We start from the raw sequence: 26,826 nt of genomic DNA on the forward strand, positions 1-26,826 counted from the left end.
TTATATGACTGATTTTCTTTTTTGAAAATCTATTTCCTGATAATAACTGTTTTTCACCAAAAGGTTTGGGCCTAAGCATGAAACAGCTGAGCAATGGCAATTAAGCTCTTTTGCAAGCTTTGATTCATTCCAGCGGTCGTAGGCAGATTGAAGCGTATCCGTTTGAATGTTGCCCAGTTCTGGTGTGTCTCCAAAATCTGTCACAATGATATCTCCGTTGAAAATATTTACATTCAATCGTGAACGTCCATCAGGATCATTTCGTACGGTCACGTTTTTGCTTTCCCGAAGTCTTCTAATTAGCTGAATGTCCTCTTCAACATCACTGCAAGCATAAAAAGGCAGTGTGCCAAACAGCATCCACACATCTTCATTTCTGATATCAAGCAATTTATGTATGGCAGCTCTGACTTCTTTTAAAGAGAGTGTCTCAAGAGCACTTGCAAAATCAGAGGGGTACATGGGGTGAATTTCATGTCGCTGGCACTTCATATCGTTCACAATTTGCTGATGTATTTTTTCAATATGAGGAAGTGTGCGCTTGTTCAGCATTGTTTCCGCAGATACCATAACACCAGCATCGACAAGGGCCCGGCTGTTTTCGATGATTCGATTAAAGTAGGCAGTACGCTGTTCATATGTTGGTTTGCGGTCCATCATTGCAAATCCGCCTTCTGCAAAATCATCAAGTGTGCCCCAATTATGTGAGATATGTAAGACATCCAGGTAAGGAGCAATCTTTTCATAACGTGCCAAATCAAGCGTCAGATTTGAATTTATTTGCGTACGCACCCCTCGCAGACGGGCATACTTTAAAAGAGGAAGCACGTAATTGTTGACAGATTTAAGTGACATCATTGGTTCCCCGCCGGTAATACTTATTGATCTCAGTTTATCCACTTCATCTAATCGTTTTAAGATTAAATCAATAGGCAGTGCATTCGGATCTTTCGGTGAAAGTGTATAGCCCACTGCACAATGTTCACATCGCATATTGCAAAGCGTCGTCGTTGTAAATTCAACATTTGTTAATGTTAGCTTTCCGTATTGCTTTATATCTAAATAAGCCTCCCATGGATCATGTGAAGGTGTGATTGGCTGAAGTGGTTTTGCAGCTGATGCATTCATTGTTAAAACTCCTTTTTTCAAGTTCACATAGAGACCATTCTATCATGAACACAAAAGTTTGGAATACCTTATTGCCTGAGCTGTTGTCAAAACAAAGCGAATAGGCTACGATAAAATTATCAGTGAAAGGAGAGATACATCTTGGGCAACGCCGTTCATGATAAAGACTCACAATTAAAATATTTAAAAACACGCTTAAATATGTTTATGAATGTTATTGATTCAATGGATCCTGAATCAACAGACGTGGATGATATTGATCGTTTAATCAAAATGCTTGATGAGCTTGAAATAAAGCAAGAGCAATTTAAAAAAGATTGGGAAAAGGAATAAAGGAACCAGCTGATGATTCAGCTGGTTTTTGTATGGATTTTAGCGGGTGAATTAGGTGCAGATGGAAAAAGCCAATTATTTTGAGTTGTCACTATAATAAGTGGTCTATTCCGTGGATTTGCAGCAACAGTTCACCGATCAAGCCCTCTTGGAAAACAGTTCTTGTTCACAATTGTGCGGAATTAATCTGCAAAGTCCAGGAATTAATTATGAAAGTCTTGGAATTAAGGTGGAGTCCCAGTTTTTTGTTTAGGGTCTTTTCGTAAAGTTTTAGAAAAAATGGTTAAATAAAACCTTTAGTGGATTGTAGCGGAAGGCACTTGACTCCTGCGGGAAATAGAGGCTCCCATCCCTCCCCGCGGAAAGCAAGTGCCTGCAGCGGAAATCCACGGGTTATATTTATAACCAATAACAACAATCAATGCAAAAACAGCCTTTGTTTAAAACGGAAAGTATTTCACGCGCATTTTGTAAATGGTTCACTTTAGAAGTTCACAGCTATTAAAAAACTATATATCAAATTGTTTCGGAAACCCTTACAATCAAAATCGCATCTGTAAGCCTTTCCAACTAAAACCCAAAGGAGTATAATAAAAATTGAATGAATTGACCGAATTCTATAGACAATAAGGGGAGAAACAGGATGGAGAAATTTTACGAAAGCATGTATCAGTTAATTGTTGAGACATCAACAAAATTGCCTAAAGATGTCCGTCGTGCCATCTTGAAAGCAAAGATGAAAGAGAACGCAGGAACTCGTGCAGCGATGTCGCTTGCAACAATATCTGAAAATATAAAAATGGCTGACGATAATGTATCACCGATTTGTCAGGATACAGGGCTGCCGACTTTTAAAATAAAGGTACCAGTTGGTGCAAATCAGCTGCAGATAAAAGAAGATATTAAGCGTGCCATCGCAAAAGCGACTAAAGACGGAAAACTCCGCCCAAACTCAGTTGATTCATTAACTGGGGAAAACAGCGGGGACAATCTTGGTTTTGGTACACCGGTTATAAAATTTGAACAATGGGAAAATGACTATATTGATGCCCGTTTAATCCTTAAAGGCGGCGGCTGTGAAAACAAAAACATTCAATACAGCCTGCCGTGCGAGCTGGCTGGTCTTGGAAAAGCGGGACGAGACTTGGATGGCATCCGCAAATGTATTCTTCATTCTGTATACCAGGCTCAGGGACAAGGCTGCAGTGCCGGTTTTATTGGTGTCGGTATTGGCGGAGACCGTACGTCCGGTTACGAGCTGGCAAAAGAACAGCTTTTCAGAACAGTAGATGATGTAAATCCTAATACTGATTTGCAAAAACTCGAAGAATATATCGTTGAAAAAGCGAATCAGCTTGGCATTGGCACAATGGGATTCGGCGGGGAAGCCACTCTATTAGGATGTAAAGTAGGGGTAATAAACCGTATACCGGCGAGTTTCTTCGTTTCTGTAGCATATAATTGCTGGGCATACCGCCGTTTAGGGGTAAACATTGAGGCTGCAAGCGGAAAGATTCAGAACTGGCTCTACCAACATGGTGAGATGCCAAACCTGAATGAAACAGATGCCACAGATGAAGCAGCAGCAACATTATCTCGTGAAGTTGTTTTGGAAGCACCTATTACAGAAGAGAAAATCCGTGATTTAAAAGTAGGAGACGTCGTTCATATTAATGGAATGATGTATACTGGGCGTGACGCGATTCATAAATATTTGTCGGACAATGAAGCTCCGGTTGATCTGAACGGTCAAATTATTTATCATTGCGGCCCGGTTATGCTGAAGGACGAAGACGGTCAGTGGCACGTGAAGGCAGCAGGACCTACAACCAGTATTCGTGAGGAACCATACCAAGGTGATATTATGAAAAAATTTGGTATTCGTGCAGTAATTGGAAAGGGCGGCATGGGGCCGAAAACGCTAAAAGCACTAAATGAGCATGGCGGAGTGTATCTGAATGCGATTGGCGGTGCAGCCCAGTATTATGCAGATTGCATTAAATCAGTAGAAGGCGTTGATCTCATGCAATTCGGTATACCAGAAGCGATGTGGCATTTAAAAGTCGAGGGCTTCACAGCAGTCGTCACAATGGATTCACATGGCAACAGTCTGCATGCAGATGTTGATCAATCTTCCCTTGAAAAGCTTTCCCAATTTAAAGAACCTGTTTTCAGTTAAGGAAAAGCCGGTGATTTCCGGCAGGAGAGTTAGACACGGGTTTCGCCTTAGTAAGATTCAGTGAACAATCACAAGCTTTCCTGCTAACACAGGATGTAATACAAGCTGAAGCCGGGATTCTGTACCGACTTTTTCTTTTTATAAGAAATAAAAAAGAAGTCAAACCCGGACTTTTCTGCCGGATTCTTTTCTGTCTGTCGGTGCTAAACGGCGATTGCATTTTTCTTATAATGTAACATGTTACCAGATAAAATCCAGTATGTAATCTTCGCTCTTTCCGACACTATAAATAGAAACTTTGTCAGAGGAGCGATTATTTTGAAATACGTCTGCGCACTTTTGAGCTTACTGCTGTTTTTTTCATTAGGAATCAGATCAGCCGAGGCTGCTGTTTCCAACCGCCCCATCAACTGGGGTTTTGAAAAAAGCAGAAATCATCAATCTGCAGAGCCGGGTCAGCCTCTTAGGGACTTATTAAAAAAGCATGATGCTTTCTACATGGGCGACCCGACTCAAAAATATATTTATTTAACATTCGATAACGGATATGAGAACGGCTATACGGCAAGCGTTCTGGACGTGCTGAAAAAAAGAAAAGTACCAGCCGCCTTTTTTGTAACAGGGCATTATTTGCTCGATCAGCCACAGCTGGTCAAACGGATGGCGGCTGAAGGCCATATCGTTGGAAATCATTCATGGCATCATCCGGACCTGACAAAAGTCAGTGATGAGAGATTGAGAAAAGAACTTGATTCCGTTAGAGTAAAGACAGAAGAGCTGACGGGCTATCAAGGTCTCAATTATTTGCGCCCTCCAAGAGGTGTTTTCAGCGAGCGTGTGCTTTCATTATCAAAAGAACTTGGGTATCAGCCAGTATTCTGGTCGCTTGCCTTTGTAGACTGGCACACAAATGCACAAAAGGGCTGGCGATACTCCTATGATCAAATCATGGCACAAATTCATCCAGGCTGCATTCTATTGCTGCATACCGTTTCAAAAGATAATGCTGAGGCTCTTGACCAGGCAATAGAGGATTTAACGAAACAGGGCTATATTTTTAAAAGCCTTGATGATTTAATGATCGACAGAACGTTTCATCAGCCATTTTTTTACTCCCTTTGACTCCTTTCAAAGGGAGTTTTGCGTTTTCGGGTTGTCTATTCATGGTATAATACACAGTATCAAAAATAAGGGATTTGAGATGACTATGTGGGAAGAACGTTTACGAATAGACCCTCCATATGATTTTGACCGTGTGCTTGATCGTTTATCCATGGATCCGCTTCATCATGTTAATCTGCAGAAGCGTGAAGTCTGCATCCCATTGAGAAATAAAGAAAACAAGCCCTTTGTTGTAACTGTAAAAGGATTAGGCACTAAATCGGCGCCTGAATTTCTCTTAACCGGCAAATCAGATAAAGACCTTGCTTTAAAAGAAACGATGCGCATTTTTCAATGGAATGTGTCACTATTAGATGTTCAGACTCATTTCCGTTCTTCAAACATTGCTGAAATCTTTGCAGTACACGATGGTACGCCTTTAGTATTAGAGTTTAGGCTGTATGATTGTTTAATGAAGTGTATTATCCATCAGCAGCTTAACCTGAAATTTGCTCATACGCTGACTGAACGTTTTGTCCATACTTTCGGTGAACAGGTAGACGGAGTTTGGTTTTACCCCTCTCCTGAAAAAATTGCAGCCCTGGAATATAATGATCTAAGAGAGCTGCAATTCAGCGGCCGCAAATCAGAGTATGTAATTGATACATCAAAGCTGATAGCGGAAGGAAAGATAAAATTAGAAGAAATTCAGCATATGGAAGATGCAGAAATTCTTAAGGTTCTTACGAAAATACGCGGAATTGGGCCCTGGACCGTCCAGAATTTGCTTTTATTTGGCCTTGGGCGTCCAAACCTTTTCCCATTTGCAGATATAGGGATACAAAACGCGTTAAAAAAGCATTTTCAGCTTGAAAAGAAACCAACCTTTGAAGAAATGGAGATACTAAGCAAAGAATGGTCACCTTATTTAAGCTATGCCTCTCTTTATTTGTGGAGAAGCATTGAATAGAAACGGAGCGTCAAAGATGAATACGAATCAGAAAAACCAGGGAATCACCCTGCAAAACGGCCAAACCTTCCCGCTGACTATTAAGAGACTCGGCATAAATGGCGAAGGCGTCGGCTATTTTAAAAAACAAGTTGTTTTCGTGCCAGGTGCCCTTCCGAATGAGGAAGTTGTCGTAGAAGCGACAACTATCGGACAAAAATTCGCAGAAGGCAAGATTAAAAAAATCAGAAAAGCATCCCCTCATCGAGTAGATGCTCCCTGTCCGATTTATCATGAATGCGGAGGCTGCCAGCTTCAGCATTTTTCGTACGAACAGCAATTAAAAGAAAAAAGAGACATAATTGTTCAGGCAATGGAGAGGTATTCAGGGCTTGATCTGAGTAAAGTGGAAATCAGGCCGACAATTGGAATGGATGATCCATGGAATTATCGGAACAAAAGCCAGTTCCAGGCGGGCTTGCGAAATGGCAAAGTCATTGCCGGCCTTTACAGCAAAAACTCTCATCATCTTATAAATATTGACCACTGTATTGTACAGCATGAGGCAACAAATAAAGCGACTCAAACTGTAAAACAGATTTTACAGGATTTAAAGGTATCGATTTATGACGAACGGAAACGCAAAGGAATTGTACGCACAATTGTCAGCAGAGTCGGCTTTACAAGCGGAGAAGTTCAAATTGTCCTCATTACATCACAGGAGGATCTTCCCCGCAAAGAGCTGATAGTCAGTGAAATACAGAAACGTCTTCCAGAAGTAAAATCAATCATGCAAAATGTAAACGGAGAAAAGACTTCACTGATTTTCGGAGAGCAAACCTTTCACTTAGAAGGTGAAGAAGTGATTCAAGAAAAATTGGGGGATCTATCCTTTGAATTATCAGCACGTGCCTTCTTCCAGCTGAATCCTGTTCAAACCGTGAAGCTTTACGATGAAGTGAAGAAAGCAGCAAAGCTTACAGGTTCCGAAAAAGTAGTTGATGCTTATTGCGGTGTGGGAACAATTGGTATGTGGCTGTCTGAAGGTGCAAAAGAAATCAGAGGAATGGACACAATCGCGGATTCCATTTTAGATGCGAAGAAAAATGCAAAGAAGCATGGCGTCAAAAATGCAACTTATGTAAAGGGTACGGCTGAGCACTGGCTGCCTAAATGGCTCGAGGAAGGCTGGCGTCCTGACGTGGTTGTAGTGGACCCGCCGCGCACAGGCTGTGATTCAAAATTATTAGGAGCGATTTTAAAAGTCAAACCTAAGAAATTTGTCTATGTTTCCTGCAACCCATCAACACTTGCAAAAGATATTCAAACACTTTCAAAAGTGTATAAAGTGAAGCACATTCAGCCTGTGGACATGTTCCCTCATACGGCTCATGTGGAAAGTGTCACGCTGCTTGAAAAGAAATAAACGACTAGAAATGAAAAGGTGAAAAAATATGAATGATACGTGGTCACTGCTGACAGCAGCAAAGCCATTTTTACAAGAAGCATGGAGTAAAGCAGAATATACGAATCCAACAGCGATACAGGAGAAAGCTATCCCGTTGATTTTGGATGGAAAGGACGTTATTGCTGAATCTCCGACTGGGACAGGCAAAACGCTTGCTTACCTGCTTCCTATCCTTGAGCGCATTGATGCAGAAAGTAAAGGAGTACAAGCGTTAATCATGGCTTCATCGCGAGAATTGGTTATGCAGATTCACCAGGAAATTCAGAAATGGTCGGAAGGCAGCGGGATTTTAGGTGCTTCTTTCATCGGCGGAGCGAATGTGAAAAGACAGCAGGAAAAACTGAAAAAACGTCCTCAGATTATTGTCGGAACGCCTGGACGTGTTTCTGAACTTATTAAACAAAAGAAAATAAAAATGCATGAAGTGAAAACGATCGTCCTTGATGAAGGCGATCAGCTGCTTCAGCCTGAACATTTGTCAGATATAAAAAATATCATTAAAACAACTCTAAAGGACAGACAGCTTTTGCTTTTCTCAGCAACTCTTCTGGAAAAAACAGAAGAGGAAGCAAAAAGCCTGATGCAAAATCCTGAAGTCATCAAAGTAAGCAGAAATGAAAGCATCCAATCAGAAGTAGACCACATCTATTTTACTGCTGAAGCAAGAGATAAAATTGACCTTCTTCAAAAGATATCCAGAATAGAACAGGTTAAAGCGATCGCATTTGTAAAAGATATTGGGAGTGCAGCTGTTTTAGCAGAGAAATTACTTTACAATGGGTTGCCTATAGGCATTCTGCACGGAGATTCTACAAAGCGGGAGCGGGAAACAGCCATTAAAAGTTTCCGTTCAGGAGAGCTCCCGATGCTGCTCGCAACAGATGTTGCAGCAAGGGGTCTTGATATTGAAGGAGTTACACACGTGGTACACTTTGACATTCCTGAAACAGTTGAACAATATGTTCACCGTTCCGGAAGAACAGGAAGAAATGGGGCGAGCGGGACAGTCGTCTCGCTTGTAACCGAGCGTGAAGAGCGTGAATTGAAGCAGATTTGCAAAGGACTTAAACTGGATGTTCATAAAAAGAGATTCTACAAAGGTGAAATAATCGATTCGAAATAAGTAAAGCGCAAGCTCGTTTAGCTCCGCGGAAGTTGTACGATGGATCTAAACATCAATGTGCAAAATTTATTCTTACTTATCTCTGTAAAATCCCGCAGCCATTACGCTGCGGGATTTTTATTATGATCTTTCACAAATCATGTAAGGAAATATAACATACTTACTACTTTTATAATTTAAATATGAAATAATGGTAATCTCAGCTACCATCTTTTAGTAAAGTTGGAGGTTACAAAAAAATGACTAAACAAAAATTAGCAGTAGTAGGAAACGGAATGGCAGGGGCACGGTGTGTGGAAGAAATAATAAAGAATGACTCTGAAGCATTTGATATTACCATCTTCGGAAGTGAACCGCACATTACCTATAATAGGATTTTACTGTCTACTGTTCTGCAGGGCGGTATAACTTTTGATGATCTTTCAATAAATGACCTCAATTGGTATGCAAAACATAATATACATCTGTTTACAGGTGAAACAGTTATTAAAATAGATGCTTTGAAACAAATCATTCAAACAGATAAAGAAAGAGAAGTATCCTATGACAAGCTCATTCTTGCCACTGGTTCTGTTCCTTTTTTTCTTCCTGTTCCAGGTGCTGATAAAGAGGGAGTGATCGCTTTTCGCACAATTGAAGATTGCCGGAAAATGATTGAATGTTCCCGGCATTATAGGAAAGCGGTGGTTATCGGAGGAGGATTATTAGGCTTAGAAGCGGCGAGAGGACTTTTAAACCTTGGGATGGAGGTTAGTGTTGTCCATATCTCCAACTATTTAATGGAGAGGCAGCTTGATCAGACAGTATCCCTGCTTCTTCAAAAAGAACTGGAAATGCAAGGTATGAACTTTCTTTTAAAAAGAGAGACACAAGAGATCATCGGAAACGGCCGTGCACAAGGTGTTCGTTTTAAAGATGGAACTGAAGCAGAAGCTGATTTAGTGGTCATGGCAGCGGGAATCAGACCAAATATTCAACTTGCAAAAGATAGTGGAATACATACAAATCGCGCTATTACTGTAAACGACAATTTAGAAACAAGCGCCGCCAATATTTACGCTGTCGGAGAGTGTGCAGAGCATAGGGGCATCGTTTACGGACTGGTTACACCTCTTTATGAGCAAGGAGCAATTGCAGCGAAGCATATTTGCGGCATCAAAACTCAAGGCTATCAGGGATCTGTCCTTTCCACTCAGCTGAAAATTTCCGGTGTGGATGTTTTTTCAGCTGGAAAGTTCATTGGGCAAGATTCAGTAAAATCAATAACAGCGATTGATGAGGTGAATGGCCATTATAAAAAGGCGGTTTTTCAGGATCGTAAACTGATTGGTGCTGTTCTTTTCGGTGATACAAAAGCTGGTGCAAAGTTATTTGATCTGATTCTAAAACAAAAGGACATATCCTCAGAGGAAATGGCTGTCCTGTTTCAATCCTCTTCAAATTCTGCTGGAAGTCTGATTGCTGAAATGGCATGCAGTGATATTATTTGCAATTGTAACGGAGTAACAAAGGGAAGCATTATTGAAGCTGTTCAAACAAAAGAATTAACTACAATTGAACAAGTGAAAACATGTACAAAGGCATCTGGTTCTTGTGGAGGCTGTAAGACGGCTGTAAACGAGCTTTTAGTATATATAAATAGTGATGAATTTGATGAAGTAATTGAAAAAAAGAGTATGTGTTTATGTACGGATTTTACAGAAGACGAAGTCGTGCATAAAATGCAGCTTCAAAACTTATCATCTGAACAAGAAGTCATGACCTCACTTGGATGGAGAAATAGAGAGGGCTGCACAACCTGTCAGCCTGCTCTTTCATATTATTTAGGAAAGATCTACCCTGAGTATGAAAACAGGCAAAAGATGATTTTTATAAACGAAAAAATGAATGCTGTCAGGCAAAGTGATGAGCTGTACACGGTTATCCCCCAAATGTACGGGGGGATGACGAATGCTGAAGAACTTCGGAAAATTGCGGATACAGCAGATAAGTACAGCATCTCGCAGGTTGCCGTTACAAGTGAACAAAGAATTCATTTAATAGGAGTTAAAAAAGAAGATCTACAAGGGGTATGGGCTGATTTAAATATGCCTTTATCTTCTAAGGGAGGCAGTTATGTTCAAAACATCAAAACGTGTATAGGCGAACATATCTGCAGCTGCGATAAACAGCAATCGCTTCAGCTTGCTGTGGCATTAGAAAAAAAACTGGATCTCATTTCGACGCCTTACTGTGTGAAAATAGGTGTATCTGCCTGTATGCACAATGGAGCAGGGTCCACAACAAAAGATATAGGCATTATGGGAATGGACAGAGGCTGGGAAATGTATGTAGGCGGGAGCAGCGGCCGTAATGTGCGGGCGGGGGAATTGTTATGTGTCGCAAGTACAGACGACGAAGCGCTTAAACTCACCTGCGGCTTTATTCAATATTACCGTGAAACAGCCAATTATTCAGAAAGGACTTGGCAATGGATTGAGCGCGTCGGTTTACTTCATATCAGGGAAGTATTGTTTAATCAAGAGCTTATCATGCAGCTCCTTCATTATTTTGAAAGGGATGTGTCTTATCGAAAAAAAGTAATAGAGAAAGTAAACTAACAAAGGATGTGAGAGCTTGACAGAGTTATTATTGAAATATTTCCGTGAAAAGCAGCTGGAAGTGCAATCGGAAAAATCATATGATACACAATGTCCATTTTGCAGTGTGCAGTGTAAGATGCAATTGCTTGAACAATCGATTGTCACAAGAAAAAAGTATACGACAATTGGCAAAGATAATCCTGCTTCAGAGGGACGTTTATGTATAAAAGGAATGAATGCACACCAGCATGCTTTGCACAATGAACGTCTTAAATCCCCGTTATTAAAAGTAAATGGTGAATTTATTCAAGTTTCCTGGGAGCATGCACTGGATCACATCAAAGAAAATTTTACTGAGATACAAAAAGAAGATGGGCTCAATGCTTTGTCTGTCTATGGAAGTGCTTCGATTACAAATGAAGAAGCGTATTTACTTGGCAAATTTGCAAGAGTGGCATTAAGGACGAAATACATCGATTATAATGGCCGTTTATGTATGTCTGCAGCGGCTTCAGCAGCAAATCAGACATTTGGGATGGATAGAGGCATGACAAACAGCTTATCGGAAATTCCATTTGCTGGATGTATTATCTTAGCGGGTACGAATATTGCAGAATGCCAGCCTACGATTATGCCTTATTTTGAGAAAGCGAAAGAAAATGGTGCCTTTATTATCGCGATTGATCCCAGGGAAACAGCTACAACGGATCATGCTGACTTACATCTGAAAGTTAAACCAGGCAAGGACGCGGCTTTGGCTAATGGAATGCTGAAAGTGCTTTTAGATGAGGATTTAATAGATCATGTATTTATCCGGGATCGTGTGAATAACTTTGAGGAAGTGAAAGACTATGTTTCTTCTTTGGAAGTGGAAAAGATTGCTCACATAACAGGTGTTTCGGCCGATCAAATCCGTCATGCAGCCAGAACCTTCGGGCAGGCAGAATCAGCCATGATCTTTACAGCAAGAGGAGTTGAACAGCAAACAGATGGAGCTGCAGCTGTTCGGAATTTCCTCAATATCCTTCTCGTTACAGGGAAGATCGGAAAACCAAACTCCGGTTATGGAGCCATAACTGGACAGGGCAATGGTCAGGGAGGAAGGGAGCATGGTCAAAAAGCAGACCAGCTGCCTGGATACCGCTCGATTGAAAACGATGAACACAGATCATATATTGCGGGTGTGTGGGGAATCGATAAAAGAGATTTACCAAGAAAAGGTGTCTCTGCTTATGAAATGATAGAGAAAATACATGAGGGTGAAATTACCGGCATGTTTTTAATGTGTTCAAACCCTATTGTTTCTAATCCAAATGCTGATTTTGTCAAAAAAGCATTAAAAAATTTAAAGTATCTTGTAGCTGTGGATATGTTTGTTTCAGAAACTGCAAGATTAGCAGATGTGATTTTACCTGCTTCCTCCTATCTTGAAGATGAAGGAACGATGACAAATTTAGAAGGGCGAGTCACATTGCGGGAAGCAAGCTTTCCATCACCTGGAGAAGCGAAGCATGATTGGCAAATTATCTGTGAGATCGCAAGGGTTCTTGGGAAAGGCGAGTTCTTTTCCTTCCAATCTGCTGAAGAAATTTTTAATGAATTAAGGGTAGCAAGCCGCGGAGGAACAGCTGATTATTATGGTATTACATATGATCGTCTAAGAAAAGAAGGCGGAATTTTGTGGCCTTGTCCAGATCTTGATCAAGCAGGGACAAAAAGATTATTTGAACAAGCTTTTGCGCATGCGGATGGAAAAGCGGCTATGGCATTCGTTCCGAACAGCCCGAAAGTCCTGAAAGAAGAACCAACTATAGAGTTCCCATTATATTTAACGACAGGACGGGTCATGTCACACTACTTGACAGGGGTGCAAACAAGAAAAAGCTCATCACTGGCAGCCAGAAATTTCGAATCATTTATGGAAATTCATCCTAAAACAGCCAAGGAATATCACATTCCAAATCATACGCTAGTAAAAATTGAGTCAAGGCGGGGCAGTATTATAGTCCGAAGCAAATGGTCAGAAAAAATTCGCCCTGATACGGTTTTTGTTCCATTTCATTGGGCAGACTCACAAAATATCAATCTGCTTGTCTCAAAAGATTTAGACCCGGCATGCAAAATGCCTGGATTTAAAGTGAGTGCAGTTAACATTAAACCTGTTGGTGCGGCAGCGCATTAATTAAGAAAAATTACCTTCAAACTGGCTGCCGTAGAAGCCAGTTTTTCTTTTGGTTATATGATTGAATATTTTAAATGATCAAAAAACGATGTCAGAAAACCTTACATAAGAAGTTAAGTTTACTTTTTGCTGTGATATAGTTTAAGAAACTTTCTAAGAGGAGGAACGCCAAGTGAAGAAAAAGCTAATTCTTATCGGCAATGGAATGGCGGGCGTCAGAACCATTGAGGAGGTATTGAATGTATCAGAGGAAGAGTTTGAGATTACGATTTTCGGAAGTGAACTGCATCCGAATTATAATAGAATTTTGCTGTCAAAGGTATTGCAGGGTGATACATACGTTAAAGATATTACTTTAAATGACTGGGATTGGTACAAAGAAAAGAATATTCAATTACATACCGGAGAAACAATTACAAAGATTGATACAGAGATGAAGGCTGTTATTTCTGACTCAGGAAGAGTCGAGCGCTATGATGAATTGATTTTAGCTACTGGATCTCTTCCTTTTATTCTTCCAATTGACGGTGCTGATAAAAAGGGTGTCACGGCTTTTCGTGATATTCGAGATACAGACGAAATGCTTGATGCTTCTAAAAAATATAAAAAGGCAGCTGTTATCGGCGGGGGATTGCTTGGGCTGGAAGCTGCAAGGGGGCTTTTAAACTTAGGGATGGATGTCTCTGTCATTCATCTATCGCCATTTTTAATGGACCGACAGTTGGATCCGATAGCTGGAAAGCTATTGCAAAAAGAATTAGAAAATCAAGGGATGAAATTTTTGCTGGAAAAGCAAACGGAAGCGATTATCGGAAATGATCGTGCAGAAGGTGTGAAGTTTAAAGACGGTACGGAAATTGAAGCTGATTTAGTTGTAATGGCAGTGGGTATTAGGCCAAATATAGGGTTAGCAAAGGAAAGCGGTCTTTCAGTGAATCGCGGAATTATAGTCAATGATTACATGCAAACTAATATCCCCCACGTATATGCTGTAGGGGAATGTGCAGAGCATGATGGAATTGCTTACGGATTAGTAGCACCGTTATATGAGCAGGCGAAAGTATTAGCTAAACACATTTCCGGGAATGAAACAAATCCGTATAAAGGATCTGTTGTCTCTACTCAATTAAAAGTATCAGGTGTAAATGTATTTTCGGCGGGTGATTTTACAGAAGGCGAAGATAAAAAAGCCATTAAGGTTTTTGATGACCAAGATGGAATCTATAAGAAAATTGTATTGCGCGGGAATCAAATCGTCGGTGCCGTTTTATTCGGAGATACGAATGACGGCAGCCGCCTGTTCTCCATGATTCAAAAGCAAGCTGATATTTCAGAGACATCCAAAGTATCCATTCTTCAGCCCGCAGGAGAAATGGCTGGACCAGGCATTGTGGATAGCATGAGTGCTGAAGAGATGATATGCGGATGTAACGGAGTATCAAAAGGAGCCATTGTTCAGGCTATTCAAAAGCAAGGATGCTCTTCAGTTGATGATATAAAAGCATGTACTAGTGCTTCTCGTTCTTGCGGGGGCTGCAAGCCGCTTGTCGCGGAGCTATTGCAGTGTACGCTCGGAGACGAATTTGATGCGGGCGCTCAAAAAGAAGCAATTTGCGGCTGTAGTGAGTTATCAAGAGATGAAATTGTCGATGAAATTAGAGCCAAAGGATTGTCACATACAAAAGAAGTCATGAACGTACTTGGATGGAGTTCAGAAGAAGGCTGTTCAAAATGCCGTCCAGCTCTTAATTATTATTTAGGAATGGTAAAACCGACTGAATATGAAGATGAGAGAGAATCCCGTTTTGTTAACGAACGCATGCATGCGAACATTCAGAAAGACGGAACATACTCGGTTGTGCCCCGAATGTACGGCGGTGTAACAAATGCAAAAGATTTGAGACGAATTGCTGATGTTGTAGAAAAGTATGAAATCCCATTAGTAAAAGTAACAGGCGGACAGCGCCTGGACTTATTTGGAATTAAGAAAGAAGATTTGCCAGACGTATGGAAGGAGCTTGATATGCCTTCTGGTTATGCTTACGGTAAATCTCTGCGTACAGTGAAAACTTGTGTTGGAGAACAATTCTGCCGCTTCGGCACACAAGATTCCATGTCACTTGGGATTGCGCTTGAAAAAAAATTCGAAGGATTGCAAACTCCTCATAAAGTGAAGATGGCTGTTTCGGCTTGCCCTAGAAGCTGTGCAGAATCTGGTTTCAAAGATATTGGTTTTATTGGCATTGAAGGCGGCTGGGAACTTTATGTGGGAGGGAATGGCGGAACGCACGTACGAGGCGGAGATCTATTGATCAAAGTGAAATCGGATGAAGAAGTAATGGAAATCACGGGGGCCTATTTGCAATATTACCGCGAAACGGCAAACTATTTAGAGCGTACATCCGCATGGATAGAGCGCGTTGGCTTGGCGCATGTTCAATCTGTTTTAGAGGACAAGGAAACATGCAAAGAGCTTAATGACCGTATGAATGAAGCGCTATCTGTTTATAAGGACCCATGGAAAGAAATTGTAAATAATAATAAAACAAAGAAAGAATTGTTTGAGAATGTCGTCGTGTCTTAATGCTTCAATCTGCAAAGAAAAGGGGGTATTCATTGCATGGTAAACAATAGTTTAATAAAAGTGCTGGTTTGTGCTGCTGATGAACTTCCAGAACTTTTAGGGAAAACAGTTCGTGTTGAAGGTACAGAGGTTGCTGTTTTTAGATTATCTAATGGAAGAGTTCGTGCAGTCGAAAATCGTTGTCCTCATAAAGGCGGCGTACTCACAGAAGGAATTGTCAGCGGCGAGCATGTATTTTGCCCAATGCATGACTGGAAGATCTGTTTAGATGACGGCAAAGTACAAGAGCCAGATGCAGGCTGTGTAAAAACGTATCAAACGATAATAGAAAATAATGATATTTACCTTCTTGTTTAGTGTGAAAATCAATCTCGAAAAGCCTGAATGGAATGAGTACTTTTCTGAGAAGGAGGAAACGAATGAAAAAGGGAAAAGTCTATATAGTTGGAGCTGGACCTGGGGACCCTGAATTAATTACTGTCAAAGCTGTGAAATGTCTGGCAGCTGCGGATGTCATCCTTTATGACCGTTTAGTCAATCCTGTCTTGCTGGAATACGGAAAGGAAGAAGCTGACCTCATATACTGTGGTAAAGTTCCCGGGTACCACTGTGTACCTCAAGAGATCATTCAAAAAGTGCTTATTGAAAAATCTGATGAAGGAAAAACAGTTGTGCGTTTAAAAGGCGGAGATCCATTCATTTTTGGACGGGGCGGAGAAGAGGCAGAAGCTCTGGCCCGACTTGGTATTGCTTTTGAAATTGTTCCTGGAATATCGGCGGGAATAGCGGCTCCTGCTTATGCGGGCATTCCTGTTACACACAGAGAGCTTGCGGGTTCCTTTGCATTTGTCACAGGTCACGGTACAACAGGTAAACCAGATAACATCCGCTGGAAGTATTTAGCGAAAGGTGTTGACACTATCGCCATTTACATGGGAATTAAAAATCTTCCATATATATGTGACGAGCTGCAAGCCAACGGTAAAAATCCCCAAACACCAATAGCTGTAATTGAACAAGGAACAACTGTGCATCAGCGGACAGTAACAGGAACTCTCGATACGATAGTTGAAATCGTTAAAAATGAAGAGGTGACAAACCCGGCAATGATTTTAATAGGGGAAGTTGTTACTTTATCGCAGCGGTTATCCTGGTCCTCGCATGAAAAGCGGGAGAAAGTATTTATTTGATTGATAGTATGATAAGAATTGCAAAACGAGAGCTGAGTCCAGTAGCTCTCGTTTTGCTTTGCTGTAATTTGCGTTTTGGCAGACGGATAGTCTCTGTAAGCAAATTCTCGAATTTTATCTGATCGTCTTTATATCGAAGTTTTCGGGCATATGGGTCAGTTCCAGGGATAAATACCCCATAAGGTTTAATAAATTTTGTCCCAACTATGTCAAATTCACATAAAATACAGATTGGAGTAAAAAAAGAGAGAAATCTCTCTTTTTTTGGTCATGTATATTAATAAGCAGCGATTTAAATTTTAACTGACTTCTTACCAAGAACCCATGTTTTTCTCCACGAAAACTGAGCTGAAATCAAGATCGTAAGTGCAATAACTCCTACAGCGGAAAACACTGCAAATCCAGCATCATATGAGCCGGTAATCTGTTTTAATGTACCAAGAATGTTTGGTACGAAAAATCCTCCTACGCCACCAGCAGCGCCCACAATTCCAGTAATAAAACCAATTTCTTCAGGAAATCGCTGTGGAACTAATTGAAAGACAGCTCCGTTTCCCATCCCAAGAAACAGCATGCCGAGAAACAGAAGAACGGTAACTGCAGTGAAAGAAGATAGGGCGCTGACACCAAGCATGCTGATAGCAACTCCAACAAATAAGAACATAAGAAGTTTAACCCCGCCTATCTTATCTGCAATAAATCCTCCTACTGGCCGAAAAAAGCTGCCTGCGATGACACATAATGTCACGAAGTCGCCTGCTCTAACCCTTGTTAACCCGTATTCATCCACAAAATAGATGCTTAAAAAGCTGGTAAACCCTATAAACCCTCCGAAGGTTACACTATAGAGGAGGCAAAAATACCATGTATCTTTCATTTTGAATACATTAAAATACTCTTTAATAGGTTTAGCAGCGGGCTGCGTGGGAGCGTCCTTTGCAATTACCAGATAAATGACGAAGACGATAGATAAAGGAATCAAGGCTAAGCCCATAACATTATGCCAGCCAATAGATTCTGCAAGACGCGGTCCAAATAATGTTGCAAACAGTGTACCGCTATTGCCTGCTCCAGCTATCCCCATGGCTAGGCCCTGTAAGTGGGGCGGGTACCAGCGGCTGGCCATGGGAAGGGCAGCTGCAAAGCTTGCACCTGCTACACCAAGCAAAATTCCGATCATATATAGTTCAGCTAAGCTCTCCCCGAATAACCATCCCCACAATAGGGGGATCATAGTAACGAGCATTCCGCCGATTGCTGTTTTGCGGGGACCGATTCTGTCAGTCAGAATACCTAGAATGAGCCTGAAAAACGATCCGCCTAATATTGGAATAGCCACTATCAAACCTTTTTCAGCAGGTGATAGCCCAAAATCTTTTGTAATATAAACACCTAAGGCTCCTAACAAAACCCAAATCATAAAGCTGACATCAAAATATAGGAATGAGGCAAATAAGGAGGGGGCATGGCCGCTTTTTTTCAAGTCGCGTAATTTCATTTATCATCTCTCCTACTTTTTCATTTTTGAAATATTCACTTATTCTACTATTAATAAAATGAGATTTCTTTATATATGTAAGGAAACATAACATGGTTTTGTTAAAGGTGTTTTTCTATTGCTATAAAAAAAGGCTGTTTTCGCATTGATTGTTTTTGGTTATTAATTGTACCCGTGGAGTTCCGCTGCAGGCACTTGCTTTCCGCTGTGAGGGATGGGAGCCTCCTCGGCTATGCCTGTGGGGTCTCCCATTTCCCTCTATTTCCCGCAGGAGTCAAGTGCCTTCCGCTACAATCCACTAAAGGTTTTAACCATTTTTTCAAAAAGCAACAAACTTTACGAAAAGAGCCAAAAAAGAGCAGCCTGACTGGCAGCTCTTTCAGAAATTCATGATGTCAATCTATGATGTATATATAAAATTTGTAAAAGGTATATAAAATATGCACAATCTTCACCAAAAATACTTATCCACAATAAAAAGGTTAGAAATAAGAGCGTTCCACAGGTTTATACACAGTATCCACAATTATAAGAGGTGTTTTCCACAAATATTTGAAAAAAACAGATAATTTTTCAGCTAACAGGAATAATAAGTGTTTGATGAAACTTATCAACAAAGTTCACATGCCTGTGGATAATATTATCCACAGGTTATATACATAAAAAAAGAAAAAAGGAGAGCGGAAAAAGCACTCTCCTTTCTGAAAGTCGATGTTTTAGTCATTCTGTAAGTCTTTTATTTGTTTAGGAAATTATAAAAGTTAAAAGGTTATTGATAATGAAATAAAGGTATCTACGTTCAGCTTCGGTACCTAGCTCACTGTGAAAAAGACAATTGCCCGAAAAAGGCAAAAAGCGCCTTCTCCGGTCAATTCCTATTTTCTTCGCGAGCTGACCAAGGCGCTACGCTTTTGTTCTTCCCTGACGCTCATCTGCAGCTTTTGCTCGTGCCTGAGCTTTTACATCTGCTTCATCTGCAAGTTCTTCAGAATATTCCTCATATACACCATCTGATTCCTGTTCAAGGTTTTTCGGAACTTGAGCTAATGAGTTTTTGCTTTTGCTTCTAGAATGCTGGCTATTTGCTCTACCCATGATATGACCCCCAACCTGAATGTTTGAACGTAATGTTCAAGCTTAGTTTGGCTCGACCGTCATGGAAATATGTTTGTCCTTAATGTCTTGATTTATTTTCTATGTAGCCGCCGGCTCGATCAGCCATTTTAAATTCTCTTGAATAGGTTACTTCTTGTGCACCGCGTAAAGAATTACGTGTTTTTTCCTTTTTTCTTTTATCAGCCATTTTGTTTCACCCTTTCTTTTATGTGTCAGCACTATTTTTGTCATCTTTTGTTATTCCCATACAAAAAAATCCTGCTCGACCCTGAGCAGGATTATCTATTCTAAGCTTCTTTAAGGTGCTGTTCTTCTGCAGACACCGCTGTACGTATGGTGTAAAACGTATAAAGGTCTTTTGAAATTTCATATAAGTTATAAATATCCTCACCTTGATTGATTTCATCGAGCAGAGGTTTTCTTGTTTCGTTTGCATTTACAACATAGGGCAATTTTTCAGCGGCTTTCGTTGAGCGGACGTTTTTCTTGCGGATGCGGAGAAAAATCCGTTCAATATCAAGCTCAAAAAAGAGTTCATTGAAAAAAGCATCTTTTGCAACTTGGTTATAGCCTTTTCCGTGGTAAGGTTTCCCAAGCCAGGTTCCAAGAAATCCGGCATTGTCCTGAATATCAAATAAACTGATTGTTCCGATTGGAGAGCCCCATTCATCGAGAATGGTACGTGAAATCAATTCCCCGCGCTCTTCTGCTTCAATCGTTTGTTTTGTTAAAAATAGATATTCATCTATTGATGCTGCTTTGTGGCGCACAAAAGGGAAGACATCAGGGTGAACCATTTGATCATAAAGCGGCTGACTGTCTTGAATATCACGTTTTTTTAGCATCTGCTATCCCTCCAACCAGAGGGCAGACTTACAGACTTGTCGTGTTAAAGTCCCACCCTCGAAATTTTTTAAATTAGATAAAAAAATTTCGGGGTGGGAATCGAACCCACTAGGACCAGTTTACTGGTGGCGCACCATTTGCCTTCCCACGCATTTGCATCATTCGGTTTTTGTCATTATTTTATTCCTCTTACCTCTCGTATCATACTCGATTTTTTTTCAAAATGAAACTATTTTTTTTGTTAATTTTTTATGAACAAAATCATGATTTTTCATGACGAAATTCAATGAAATTTCAATAGGTAAATTCCGGATTTTGAAAGGCGATTTTTCCGTTAATCATTGTAAGCTGCGGCTTGGCAAGATAGTGAAAAGGATGGTGATTCCAAAGCACGATATCTGCATCTTTTCCTAATTCAAGACTGCCGATTTGATCTTCAATCATAAGGTTTCTGGCAGCGGTAATAGTGATTGCCTCAAGCGCCAATTGTTCTTCAAAACCTTCCCTGACAGCGATAGAAGCCACGACATTTAAGTATTGGATAGGTGTGTAAGGGTGATCGGTCGTAATAGAGACCTCAACACCCTGGTCGGCTAGTGCCTGATAAGTAAGCCAGCTTTTGTTTTTCAGCTCTACTTTAGATTTTCTGGTTAATGTCGGACCTACGCTGACTTTGATGTTTTTGCCTGTGAATTCTTCTGCAATAAGGTGTCCTTCTGTACAGTGCTCAATCCTGAAGTCAAGGTCGAATTCTTCTGCAAAACGGATCGCTGAGAGAATATCATCTGAACGGTGAGCATGGATACGGACCGGTATTTCACGATTCAGCACTTTTCGAATAGAAATAGATCTGAAATCATCGGGCTCCTTGCAGCATTTGGCTTTGTAAAAAGCTTCTCTTAGCATCCCCATTATCCCCATTCGGGTAATGGAGTCTTTATTGCCGTGACTGTGAATTCGTTTAGGATTTTCACCTAAAGCAATCTTTAAGGCAGCAGTCTCAACGACAATCATATCCTTAATATTCTTACCATATGTTTTGATGACAGAAGTTGTTCCCCCAATTACATTGGCGCTTCCAGGCATAATATGAACGGTTGTGATTCCATATTGAATGGCATCCTTAAAGCCCTGGTCAAGAGGATGCACACCATCGAGAGCACGAATATGAGGGGAAAGAACTTCAATCGTTTCATTCGCATCATTTCCAGCCCAGCCTGTCCCTTCATCATAGAGGCCCAGATGAGTATGAACATCGATGAATCCTGGAAAAAGGAACTGTTCTTTGCAGTCAATGATGTCGGTAAGTTCAGGGCATGGTAAATTTTTGCCGATCGCTATGATTTTACCGCCTGATATATGCAAATCTGATTGATAAAGCGGTTTTGATGTAACTGGGTAAATTGTGGCATTTCTAAATAAAATACTATCCATGATAAGCTCCTATTCCGATTGTCCTTAAGTGGATTGTAATATGTCTGCAAGAGCCTCTTCAAGTACTGGATGCGAAAATTCAAAATGATTCTCAAGTGCGACTTTCGGAACTGCACGCTGACCCTCCAAAACAAGAATGCTCATTTCTCCGAGGACAATCTTAAGTGCAAAGCTTGGAGCAGGAATCCAGTGGGGGCGATGCAGCACGCTGGCAACTGTTTTTCCGAAGTCTTTCATTTGAACAGGATTAGGCGATGTCGCGTTAACAGGACCTTCAATCGATTTTTGACTAATCAAAAAATGAATAAGTTTCACTACATCATTTATATGAATCCACGACATCCATTGTGTCCCAGATCCAACGGTTCCGCCAGCAAATATTTTGTAAGGCAAAACGATAGTCGGCAATGCTCCTGCTTCTCCTAAAATGATGCCGAAGCGTGTAAATACTGTCCTGACACCAAGTTCAGAAATTTTAGAGGCTTCCTGTTCCCAGCGTTTAACAGTCTCTGCAAGAAAATCTGAAGCTGATGGACTGGCTTCTTCAGTAAAAGTTTCTTCTTTTGAGGTGCCGTATATTCCGACAGCACTTGCGTTTATCAGGACCTCTGGCTTTATTGAAATGCTATTTATAATCCTGTATATTTCTCGAGTCGTTTTTACTCTACTTTCCACAATGAGTTTTTTCGCTTCCTCTGTCCAGCGGTCATTAATAGATTTGCCTGCCAGGTTAATAAAAGCATCGATTCCATTCAGTTCCTTTTCAGGAGCAGTTCCATCTGACATCCACTCTACATATCGAAGATGAGGAGCAGAACTTTCTTTTTTCTTCCTGCTTAATATGATTACCTCATTTCCTTTATTTAAAAGAAATTCTGTCAGTTTCTTACCTACAAAACCTGTGCCGCCTGCTATGGCAATTTTCATGGTATCACTCCTTCATTTAATGGAAAGCCATACGTCTTATCTGTCATTTCCCTTTTTTTGCGAAGGTTGTTTTCGCATTGAATGTTGTTTTTTGTTATAAATATAACCCGTGGATTTCCGCTGCAGGCACTTGCTTTCCGCTGTGAGGGATGGGAGCCTCCTCGGTTATGCCTGTGGGGTCTCCCATTCCCCTCTATTTCCCGCAGGAGTCAAGTGCCTTCTGCTCCAATCCACTAAAGGTTTTAACCATTTTTTCTAAAAGCAACAAACTTTACGAAAAGAGCCATTGCGAAAAATCAATCTCCGCTCTTTATTTCTCTATCCTTATAGTACTTCAATCAAACACCGATAATCCTTTTCTCAATGTTCTGCAAGTGAAATATGATAAGATTGCAAAGAGGTGTAAATATGCCATTAATAACGAAAATAACGGCTCAAAAGAGCAGTGAAGAACGATTTAATGTCTTTATGAATGACGGCAGCGGTGAGAAATTTGCTTTTAGCGTGGACCAAAATATTCTGCTGAAATTTGGGCTTCGAAAAGGGCTTGAACTGGATGAAATGGAGATTCTTGAGATTCAATATGGAGACTCTATTAAGAAAGCTTTTAATAAAGCAATTGAATACTTGGGATTTCGAATGCGTTCTGAAAAAGAAGTAGCAGACATGCTGTTAAAAAAGGAATATGAAGAAGCGGTTATTACCGAAGTTATTCACCAGCTGCGCCATTATAAATATGTTAACGATGAAGAGTTTGCAGATGCATATATACGGACGCATTGGAAAACAGGAGGCAAAGGTCCAGGTGTCATAAAGCGAGAGCTGGCAATGAAGGGCATCGGCAAAGAGATTGCTGAAAAATCTTTACTTCAATACTCAAAAGAAGATCAATTTGAACAGGCAATGATCCATGCTGAAAAGATAGTCCGGAAAGAGTCGAAAATTTCCACAGTGCAAATCAAGCAAAAAGTTGAACAGACTCTTATGCGAAAAGGTTTCAGCTATGATGTGATTTCTATTGTTATTGAAGAACTAACGTATGAAAATAATGATGACGAAGAGTGGAATTCTCTTGTCCTTCAAGCAGAAAAGCTAAAAAGGAAATATGCAAAAGAAGTTCGAAATCAATATAAAATGAAAATGAAACAAGCCCTTTACCGGAAAGGCTTTTCGATTGAATTAATCGATCGCTTTTTAAACGAAGAAGAGCAGGATTAACATCCTACTCAACCAATATTTCTGTTCTGCCATCATCCATGCTGAAAATTCTTTGAGCGATTGTCTCTGGTGATTTAAGGCGCGACTTATCTTTAATATGATCGTTATGGTCCCAAAACGGCGTGTCCATACCGCCCATGTATACACCCGAAATCATAATTCCTGATCCGCCTAGTTCTTTCACAAGACTTTCAGTGAAGCCTCTGACCGCAAATTTGGACGCCGCATATACACTTTCGTTAACCTTGCCGCGAAGTCCTGCCGTCGAGATGATATTTAATATTTTGCCTGTTCCTTTTTTAGAGAATTCATTTATAAATGCTTGGGTTAAAAAAATGGTGCCTTTTACATTTGTATCAAGCATTTCATCAATCTCTTCAGCAGACATTTGAGTGACTGGACCGAAGTGGCCGACTCCTGCATTGTTGATCAATGCAGTCACTTTATGCTGACTGAATATCATTTTGCTAAATGTCTCAACTTCTTTTTGATTCTGGATGTTTAATGGATATGTAAAAACTTCAAGTTCCGTTTTTTGAAGCAGGATTTCTTTTGTTTGCTCCAGTCTGTCTTGATTTCTTCCGATTAAGATGATTTCATTATATTGGCTGCTGTACTGCTCTGCCAAAGCACGGCCAAGACCTGAACCTGCTCCTGTAATAACAATTGCTGACATAGATTCACTCCTAGATGGTGTTATAGTTCTATTCTATACTTAAAGTTGAAAAATGCGAAAGGAAGATCATTGTGCAAACAAAACGATACAGTACATTGTCTGAATATGAATTGAAAACAGAAATTGCACAGCTCCGGGAAAAATCACGAAAAGCGGAACAAATGGGAATGATAAACGAATTCGCTGTATTGGACCGTAAAATTACCATGGCCCAAGCATATTTGCTGAATCCAGACGATTATTTGCCTGGTGAAATTTACGAGATAAATGAAGCGCTGGGAACTTATTTCAAGATTGAATACATGAATGGTGTTTTTGCATGGGGTCATCGTTTAGAAAGTCCGAATGAAGAAGAAGGTCTCCCGATCTCCATGCTTGGCAAAAAAAGGAAAAAAACGAATCACACTGAAATTTGTTTCATTCAGTATGATTCGTTATGCTTTTAGCTAAGATCTTTTTCTTGTTTGTGCTTCTAATATAATTAAATCTTGTGTTAGCTGCGTTTGCCCATTAACTTGCGAATGTGCATGCTTGGGGTTAGCCCACGGCTGCTGAAACGGATTCGCATATCGGTTATTATAAAATTTCTTATTTGTACCCATTTATAAGCACCTCCGCGAAATTTGTGCATACCTAGGAACGATGATTTTGGTCTCGTTCGCCTGAAGCCCGCATTCTTTCCTGTGGATGTGTGTTAGTCGTGCCATCGGCTCTTTTTGAAGCATAGTCATCCTTAGCTCTTGGCTCTCCTTCAAACTTGTTGTTGCCTGATTCAATCGGAAAGTCTTTTGCTTTATTCCGCATGCGTATGACCTCCAATGGGTTTAAAAATAGCTTCAATAAATGAAGCGTACTTATAGTATGTGATGCTGCAAGGAAAACTATAAGCAGTGAATCAATGCCTTGAGGTGATGAAAAATGGAAATGTATTATGAACGATTGACCAGCTTACTGTTAGAAAAGAATCCATCGTTAAGCTATGCGAGGGCACGAACCTGACCTGAGCTTCTATAAGAGGATTTTGAAGCAACTTATGCTAAAGCAGGTGAAAAATACCGCGGAAAAGATGTAACTGAGAAGATCGTTACACAGTGGATCAATAACTATGGATCACAATTGCACAAGTTTTTAGCCGCAAAATCCCAAATATAAACATTTGCTTAATGATAATGATCCATTGCTTCATTAAAAAGACTTGGCGCATCTTGCACCAAGTCTTTTTATTCAGGCATTAAATCTAATTTTTTTCTAAGCTTCTCATCGCTGAAAATCCAGCCGGTGTATGAACTGACGATGTTCAAATCTTGATCTAATTGAACAATGGCAACAAATGGGTAGTGGCCTTTACTCCGATATCTTAAATCAATAAATTTCACTTCGTAATGGTCTGAGTATTCATCAATCTCCCATCGATAAACAGGTGAGAAAGATAAAAATGCCGAAATGTTTTCATCTTGCTCTGCAGCCTGGATGATTTTCGTCTGCGGCACTGGGACCCTGTCATACTCATCTAATATCGTCAATTCGTCATTAAATGAGAGCCCGACATAATAATGGTTTTTCGTAATGATCGCGACACGCCATTTTCTGAATTTCATCGTAGGGGAAATAATGATTTTTTCTACATCATGATATTTTTCATGTACTTTGCGGATAATTCTTCTTTTCATTAAATAGCGAAGAATGTAATATCCAAATGCAACAATGAAGACCGTTAAAAAGGTGTAGCCTGACGGTGCACCAAATACCCATGCTACGATTCCGATAACGTGTATGACAAATAGAAACGTATCAAAAGTGTTGATCATCCCAAGTGCAACCCACTTTTGTGAAAATGGACGCAATGCCTGGGTTCCATAAGCATTAAAAATATCAACAAATACATGAAGAACGACAGCGATAGTAGTCCATATTCCTAAATGCAGCAGATCAGCTCCTGGAATGATCCAGTATAATAGGGCAGTTATTAAGATCGACCACAGAATAACAGCTGGTATAGAATGGGTAATGCCGCGATGATTTCGAATGTATTTTGCGTTATTCCTGAATTTTAAAACGGTATCCAAATCAGGGGCTTGTGAACCTGCAATGGCTCCGATCATAACTGCCTGAGCAGTGGCTGGATCAGAGCTAACGGCAGGGTCCAATGCTGCAAGCCCGCCAAGTGCAATCCCCATCACAACATGTGTTCCAGTATCCACTCATTAAAACCTCCTGTCACATTCATATGATGAAATAAGGTTTTCTTATCCCTTTATTTTATAGGAATACATGACCATTTTTTAAGGTGTT

The 26,826-nt window shown here is 40.4% G+C and carries 24 protein-coding genes and 1 pseudogene; 14 read left to right on the forward strand and 11 right to left on the reverse strand.

Annotation, left to right across the window (positions count from 1 at the left end):
- Positions 1-1,128 carry a radical SAM/CxCxxxxC motif protein YfkAB gene (yfkAB, locus tag CYJ36_RS18345; RefSeq protein ID WP_101568703.1) on the reverse strand — a complete coding sequence of 376 codons (1,128 nt, stop codon included), beginning with the start codon at positions 1,126-1,128 and terminating at the stop codon, positions 1-3.
- Positions 1,129-1,269: 141 nt separating this feature from the next.
- Between yfkAB and CYJ36_RS18350 the strand changes: the two genes are divergently transcribed.
- From CYJ36_RS18350 to cobA, 11 genes are all read left to right on the forward strand, one after another.
- Positions 1,270-1,461, forward strand: coding sequence for an SE1561 family protein (locus tag CYJ36_RS18350; protein ID WP_101568704.1), 192 nt, complete (start codon positions 1,270-1,272; stop codon positions 1,459-1,461).
- A 643-nt stretch (positions 1,462-2,104) separates the two neighbouring features.
- The gene (locus CYJ36_RS18355; RefSeq protein WP_101568705.1) at positions 2,105-3,640 is read left to right on the forward strand and encodes a fumarate hydratase; all 1,536 of its coding nucleotides are present in this window, start codon (positions 2,105-2,107) and stop codon (positions 3,638-3,640) included.
- 318 nt (positions 3,641-3,958) lie between these two features.
- Positions 3,959-4,762, forward strand: a complete 804-nt coding sequence (pdaA, locus tag CYJ36_RS18360; protein WP_257962529.1) for a delta-lactam-biosynthetic de-N-acetylase — start codon at positions 3,959-3,961, stop codon at positions 4,760-4,762.
- Positions 4,763-4,847: 85 nt separating this feature from the next.
- Positions 4,848-5,711 carry a DNA-3-methyladenine glycosylase family protein gene (locus CYJ36_RS18365; RefSeq protein WP_101568764.1) on the forward strand — a complete coding sequence of 288 codons (864 nt, stop codon included), beginning with the start codon at positions 4,848-4,850 and terminating at the stop codon, positions 5,709-5,711.
- Positions 5,712-5,727: 16 nt separating this feature from the next.
- Positions 5,728-7,116: a 23S rRNA (uracil(1939)-C(5))-methyltransferase RlmD gene (gene rlmD / locus CYJ36_RS18370; protein WP_101568707.1), complete on the forward strand. Its 1,389-nt coding sequence runs from the start codon at positions 5,728-5,730 to the stop codon at positions 7,114-7,116.
- Between the two features lie 28 nt (positions 7,117-7,144).
- Positions 7,145-8,281 carry a DEAD/DEAH box helicase gene (locus tag CYJ36_RS18375; RefSeq protein ID WP_101568708.1) on the forward strand — a complete coding sequence of 379 codons (1,137 nt, stop codon included), beginning with the start codon at positions 7,145-7,147 and terminating at the stop codon, positions 8,279-8,281.
- A gap of 239 nt (positions 8,282-8,520) precedes the next feature.
- Positions 8,521-10,881: a nitrite reductase large subunit NirB gene (gene nirB / locus CYJ36_RS18380; RefSeq protein WP_101568709.1), complete on the forward strand. Its 2,361-nt coding sequence runs from the start codon at positions 8,521-8,523 to the stop codon at positions 10,879-10,881.
- A 16-nt stretch (positions 10,882-10,897) separates the two neighbouring features.
- On the forward strand, positions 10,898-13,045 hold the full coding sequence (gene nasC / locus CYJ36_RS18385) for an assimilatory nitrate reductase catalytic subunit NasC (protein WP_101568710.1): 2,148 nt from the start codon (positions 10,898-10,900) through the stop codon (positions 13,043-13,045).
- A 172-nt stretch (positions 13,046-13,217) separates the two neighbouring features.
- Complete coding sequence (gene nirB / locus CYJ36_RS18390) at positions 13,218-15,629, forward strand: nitrite reductase large subunit NirB (protein ID WP_101568711.1); 2,412 nt, start codon at positions 13,218-13,220, stop codon at positions 15,627-15,629.
- 36 nt (positions 15,630-15,665) lie between these two features.
- The gene (gene nirD, locus CYJ36_RS18395) at positions 15,666-15,986 is read left to right on the forward strand and encodes a nitrite reductase small subunit NirD (RefSeq protein WP_101568712.1); all 321 of its coding nucleotides are present in this window, start codon (positions 15,666-15,668) and stop codon (positions 15,984-15,986) included.
- A 62-nt stretch (positions 15,987-16,048) separates the two neighbouring features.
- Complete coding sequence (gene cobA / locus CYJ36_RS18400; RefSeq protein WP_101568713.1) at positions 16,049-16,819, forward strand: uroporphyrinogen-III C-methyltransferase; 771 nt, start codon at positions 16,049-16,051, stop codon at positions 16,817-16,819.
- Positions 16,820-17,111: 292 nt separating this feature from the next.
- On the opposite strand, the gene CYJ36_RS18405 is transcribed toward cobA, so the two are convergent.
- The 6 genes from CYJ36_RS18405 to CYJ36_RS18430 form a co-directional block, all read right to left on the reverse strand.
- Entirely contained in the window at positions 17,112-18,317 is a 1,206-nt protein-coding gene (locus CYJ36_RS18405; RefSeq protein WP_101568714.1) for an MFS transporter, read from the reverse strand.
- Between the two features lie 903 nt (positions 18,318-19,220).
- A complete protein-coding gene (locus tag CYJ36_RS18410) occupies positions 19,221-19,412 on the reverse strand; it encodes a YfhD family protein (RefSeq protein WP_101568715.1) in 192 nt (63 codons plus the stop codon).
- 79 nt (positions 19,413-19,491) lie between these two features.
- The gene (locus tag CYJ36_RS18415; RefSeq protein WP_101568716.1) at positions 19,492-19,620 is read right to left on the reverse strand and encodes a YfhE family protein; all 129 of its coding nucleotides are present in this window, start codon (positions 19,618-19,620) and stop codon (positions 19,492-19,494) included.
- A 100-nt stretch (positions 19,621-19,720) separates the two neighbouring features.
- Positions 19,721-20,278 carry a GNAT family N-acetyltransferase gene (locus CYJ36_RS18420; protein WP_101568717.1) on the reverse strand — a complete coding sequence of 186 codons (558 nt, stop codon included), beginning with the start codon at positions 20,276-20,278 and terminating at the stop codon, positions 19,721-19,723.
- A 295-nt stretch (positions 20,279-20,573) separates the two neighbouring features.
- Positions 20,574-21,713 carry an amidohydrolase gene (locus tag CYJ36_RS18425; protein ID WP_101568718.1) on the reverse strand — a complete coding sequence of 380 codons (1,140 nt, stop codon included), beginning with the start codon at positions 21,711-21,713 and terminating at the stop codon, positions 20,574-20,576.
- A gap of 24 nt (positions 21,714-21,737) precedes the next feature.
- Positions 21,738-22,640, reverse strand: a complete 903-nt coding sequence (locus tag CYJ36_RS18430) for a TIGR01777 family oxidoreductase (RefSeq protein ID WP_101568719.1) — start codon at positions 22,638-22,640, stop codon at positions 21,738-21,740.
- A 408-nt stretch (positions 22,641-23,048) separates the two neighbouring features.
- Here CYJ36_RS18430 and recX point away from each other — a divergent pair, with 408 nt between their 5' ends.
- Positions 23,049-23,858, forward strand: a complete 810-nt coding sequence (gene recX / locus CYJ36_RS18435) for a recombination regulator RecX (protein WP_101568720.1) — start codon at positions 23,049-23,051, stop codon at positions 23,856-23,858.
- A 4-nt stretch (positions 23,859-23,862) separates the two neighbouring features.
- Here recX and CYJ36_RS18440 read toward each other — a convergent pair whose 3' ends face one another.
- Positions 23,863-24,534 carry an SDR family NAD(P)-dependent oxidoreductase gene (locus tag CYJ36_RS18440; RefSeq protein WP_101568721.1) on the reverse strand — a complete coding sequence of 224 codons (672 nt, stop codon included), beginning with the start codon at positions 24,532-24,534 and terminating at the stop codon, positions 23,863-23,865.
- A gap of 71 nt (positions 24,535-24,605) precedes the next feature.
- Here CYJ36_RS18440 and CYJ36_RS18445 point away from each other — a divergent pair, with 71 nt between their 5' ends.
- Positions 24,606-24,980, forward strand: coding sequence for a YfhH family protein (locus CYJ36_RS18445; RefSeq protein WP_101568722.1), 375 nt, complete (start codon positions 24,606-24,608; stop codon positions 24,978-24,980).
- On the opposite strand, the gene CYJ36_RS18450 is transcribed toward CYJ36_RS18445, so the two are convergent.
- The gene (locus CYJ36_RS18450) at positions 24,981-25,136 is read right to left on the reverse strand and encodes a YpzG family protein (protein WP_101568723.1); all 156 of its coding nucleotides are present in this window, start codon (positions 25,134-25,136) and stop codon (positions 24,981-24,983) included.
- A 31-nt stretch (positions 25,137-25,167) separates the two neighbouring features.
- A complete protein-coding gene (locus tag CYJ36_RS18455; RefSeq protein ID WP_101568724.1) occupies positions 25,168-25,338 on the reverse strand; it encodes a small, acid-soluble spore protein K in 171 nt (56 codons plus the stop codon).
- A gap of 114 nt (positions 25,339-25,452) precedes the next feature.
- Here CYJ36_RS18455 and CYJ36_RS18460 point away from each other — a divergent pair.
- Positions 25,453-25,723 (forward strand): annotated as a pseudogene (locus tag CYJ36_RS18460) (YfhJ family protein).
- 31 nt (positions 25,724-25,754) lie between these two features.
- On the opposite strand, the gene CYJ36_RS18465 reads toward CYJ36_RS18460, so the two are convergent.
- Positions 25,755-26,735 (reverse strand): metal-dependent hydrolase, encoded by a 981-nt coding sequence (locus tag CYJ36_RS18465; RefSeq protein ID WP_101568725.1) that lies wholly within the window; start codon positions 26,733-26,735, stop codon positions 25,755-25,757.
- Between the last annotated feature and the right edge of the window lie 91 nt (positions 26,736-26,826).

The organism is Bacillus sp. UMB0893 (genome assembly GCF_002858905.1).
Classification (GTDB): domain Bacteria; phylum Bacillota; class Bacilli; order Bacillales; family Bacillaceae; genus Bacillus_P.

Excerpts from the sequence above, each read along its gene's own strand:
- CYJ36_RS18375 (WP_101568708.1), top strand. The coding sequence starts at position 7,145 with ATGAATGATACGTGGTCACTGCTGACAGCAGCAAAGCCATTTTTACAA.
- CYJ36_RS18425 (WP_101568718.1), bottom strand. The coding sequence starts at position 21,713 with ATGGATAGTATTTTATTTAGAAATGCCACAATTTACCCAGTTACATCA.
- recX (WP_101568720.1), top strand. The coding sequence starts at position 23,049 with ATGCCATTAATAACGAAAATAACGGCTCAAAAGAGCAGTGAAGAACGA.
- nirB (WP_101568709.1), top strand. The coding sequence starts at position 8,521 with ATGACTAAACAAAAATTAGCAGTAGTAGGAAACGGAATGGCAGGGGCA.
- CYJ36_RS18415 (WP_101568716.1), bottom strand. The coding sequence starts at position 19,620 with ATGGCTGATAAAAGAAAAAAGGAAAAAACACGTAATTCTTTACGCGGT.
- CYJ36_RS18420 (WP_101568717.1), bottom strand. The coding sequence starts at position 20,278 with ATGCTAAAAAAACGTGATATTCAAGACAGTCAGCCGCTTTATGATCAA.
- CYJ36_RS18405 (WP_101568714.1), bottom strand. The coding sequence starts at position 18,317 with ATGAAATTACGCGACTTGAAAAAAAGCGGCCATGCCCCCTCCTTATTT.
- CYJ36_RS18455 (WP_101568724.1), bottom strand. The coding sequence starts at position 25,338 with ATGCGGAATAAAGCAAAAGACTTTCCGATTGAATCAGGCAACAACAAG.
- CYJ36_RS18365 (WP_101568764.1), top strand. The coding sequence starts at position 4,848 with ATGTGGGAAGAACGTTTACGAATAGACCCTCCATATGATTTTGACCGT.
- nirD (WP_101568712.1), top strand. The coding sequence starts at position 15,666 with ATGGTAAACAATAGTTTAATAAAAGTGCTGGTTTGTGCTGCTGATGAA.
- yfkAB (WP_101568703.1), bottom strand. The coding sequence starts at position 1,128 with ATGAATGCATCAGCTGCAAAACCACTTCAGCCAATCACACCTTCACAT.
- CYJ36_RS18355 (WP_101568705.1), top strand. The coding sequence starts at position 2,105 with ATGGAGAAATTTTACGAAAGCATGTATCAGTTAATTGTTGAGACATCA.
- rlmD (WP_101568707.1), top strand. The coding sequence starts at position 5,728 with ATGAATACGAATCAGAAAAACCAGGGAATCACCCTGCAAAACGGCCAA.
- CYJ36_RS18430 (WP_101568719.1), bottom strand. The coding sequence starts at position 22,640 with ATGAAAATTGCCATAGCAGGCGGCACAGGTTTTGTAGGTAAGAAACTG.
- CYJ36_RS18440 (WP_101568721.1), bottom strand. The coding sequence starts at position 24,534 with ATGTCAGCAATTGTTATTACAGGAGCAGGTTCAGGTCTTGGCCGTGCT.
- CYJ36_RS18450 (WP_101568723.1), bottom strand. The coding sequence starts at position 25,136 with ATGGGTACAAATAAGAAATTTTATAATAACCGATATGCGAATCCGTTT.
- CYJ36_RS18410 (WP_101568715.1), bottom strand. The coding sequence starts at position 19,412 with ATGGGTAGAGCAAATAGCCAGCATTCTAGAAGCAAAAGCAAAAACTCA.
- cobA (WP_101568713.1), top strand. The coding sequence starts at position 16,049 with ATGAAAAAGGGAAAAGTCTATATAGTTGGAGCTGGACCTGGGGACCCT.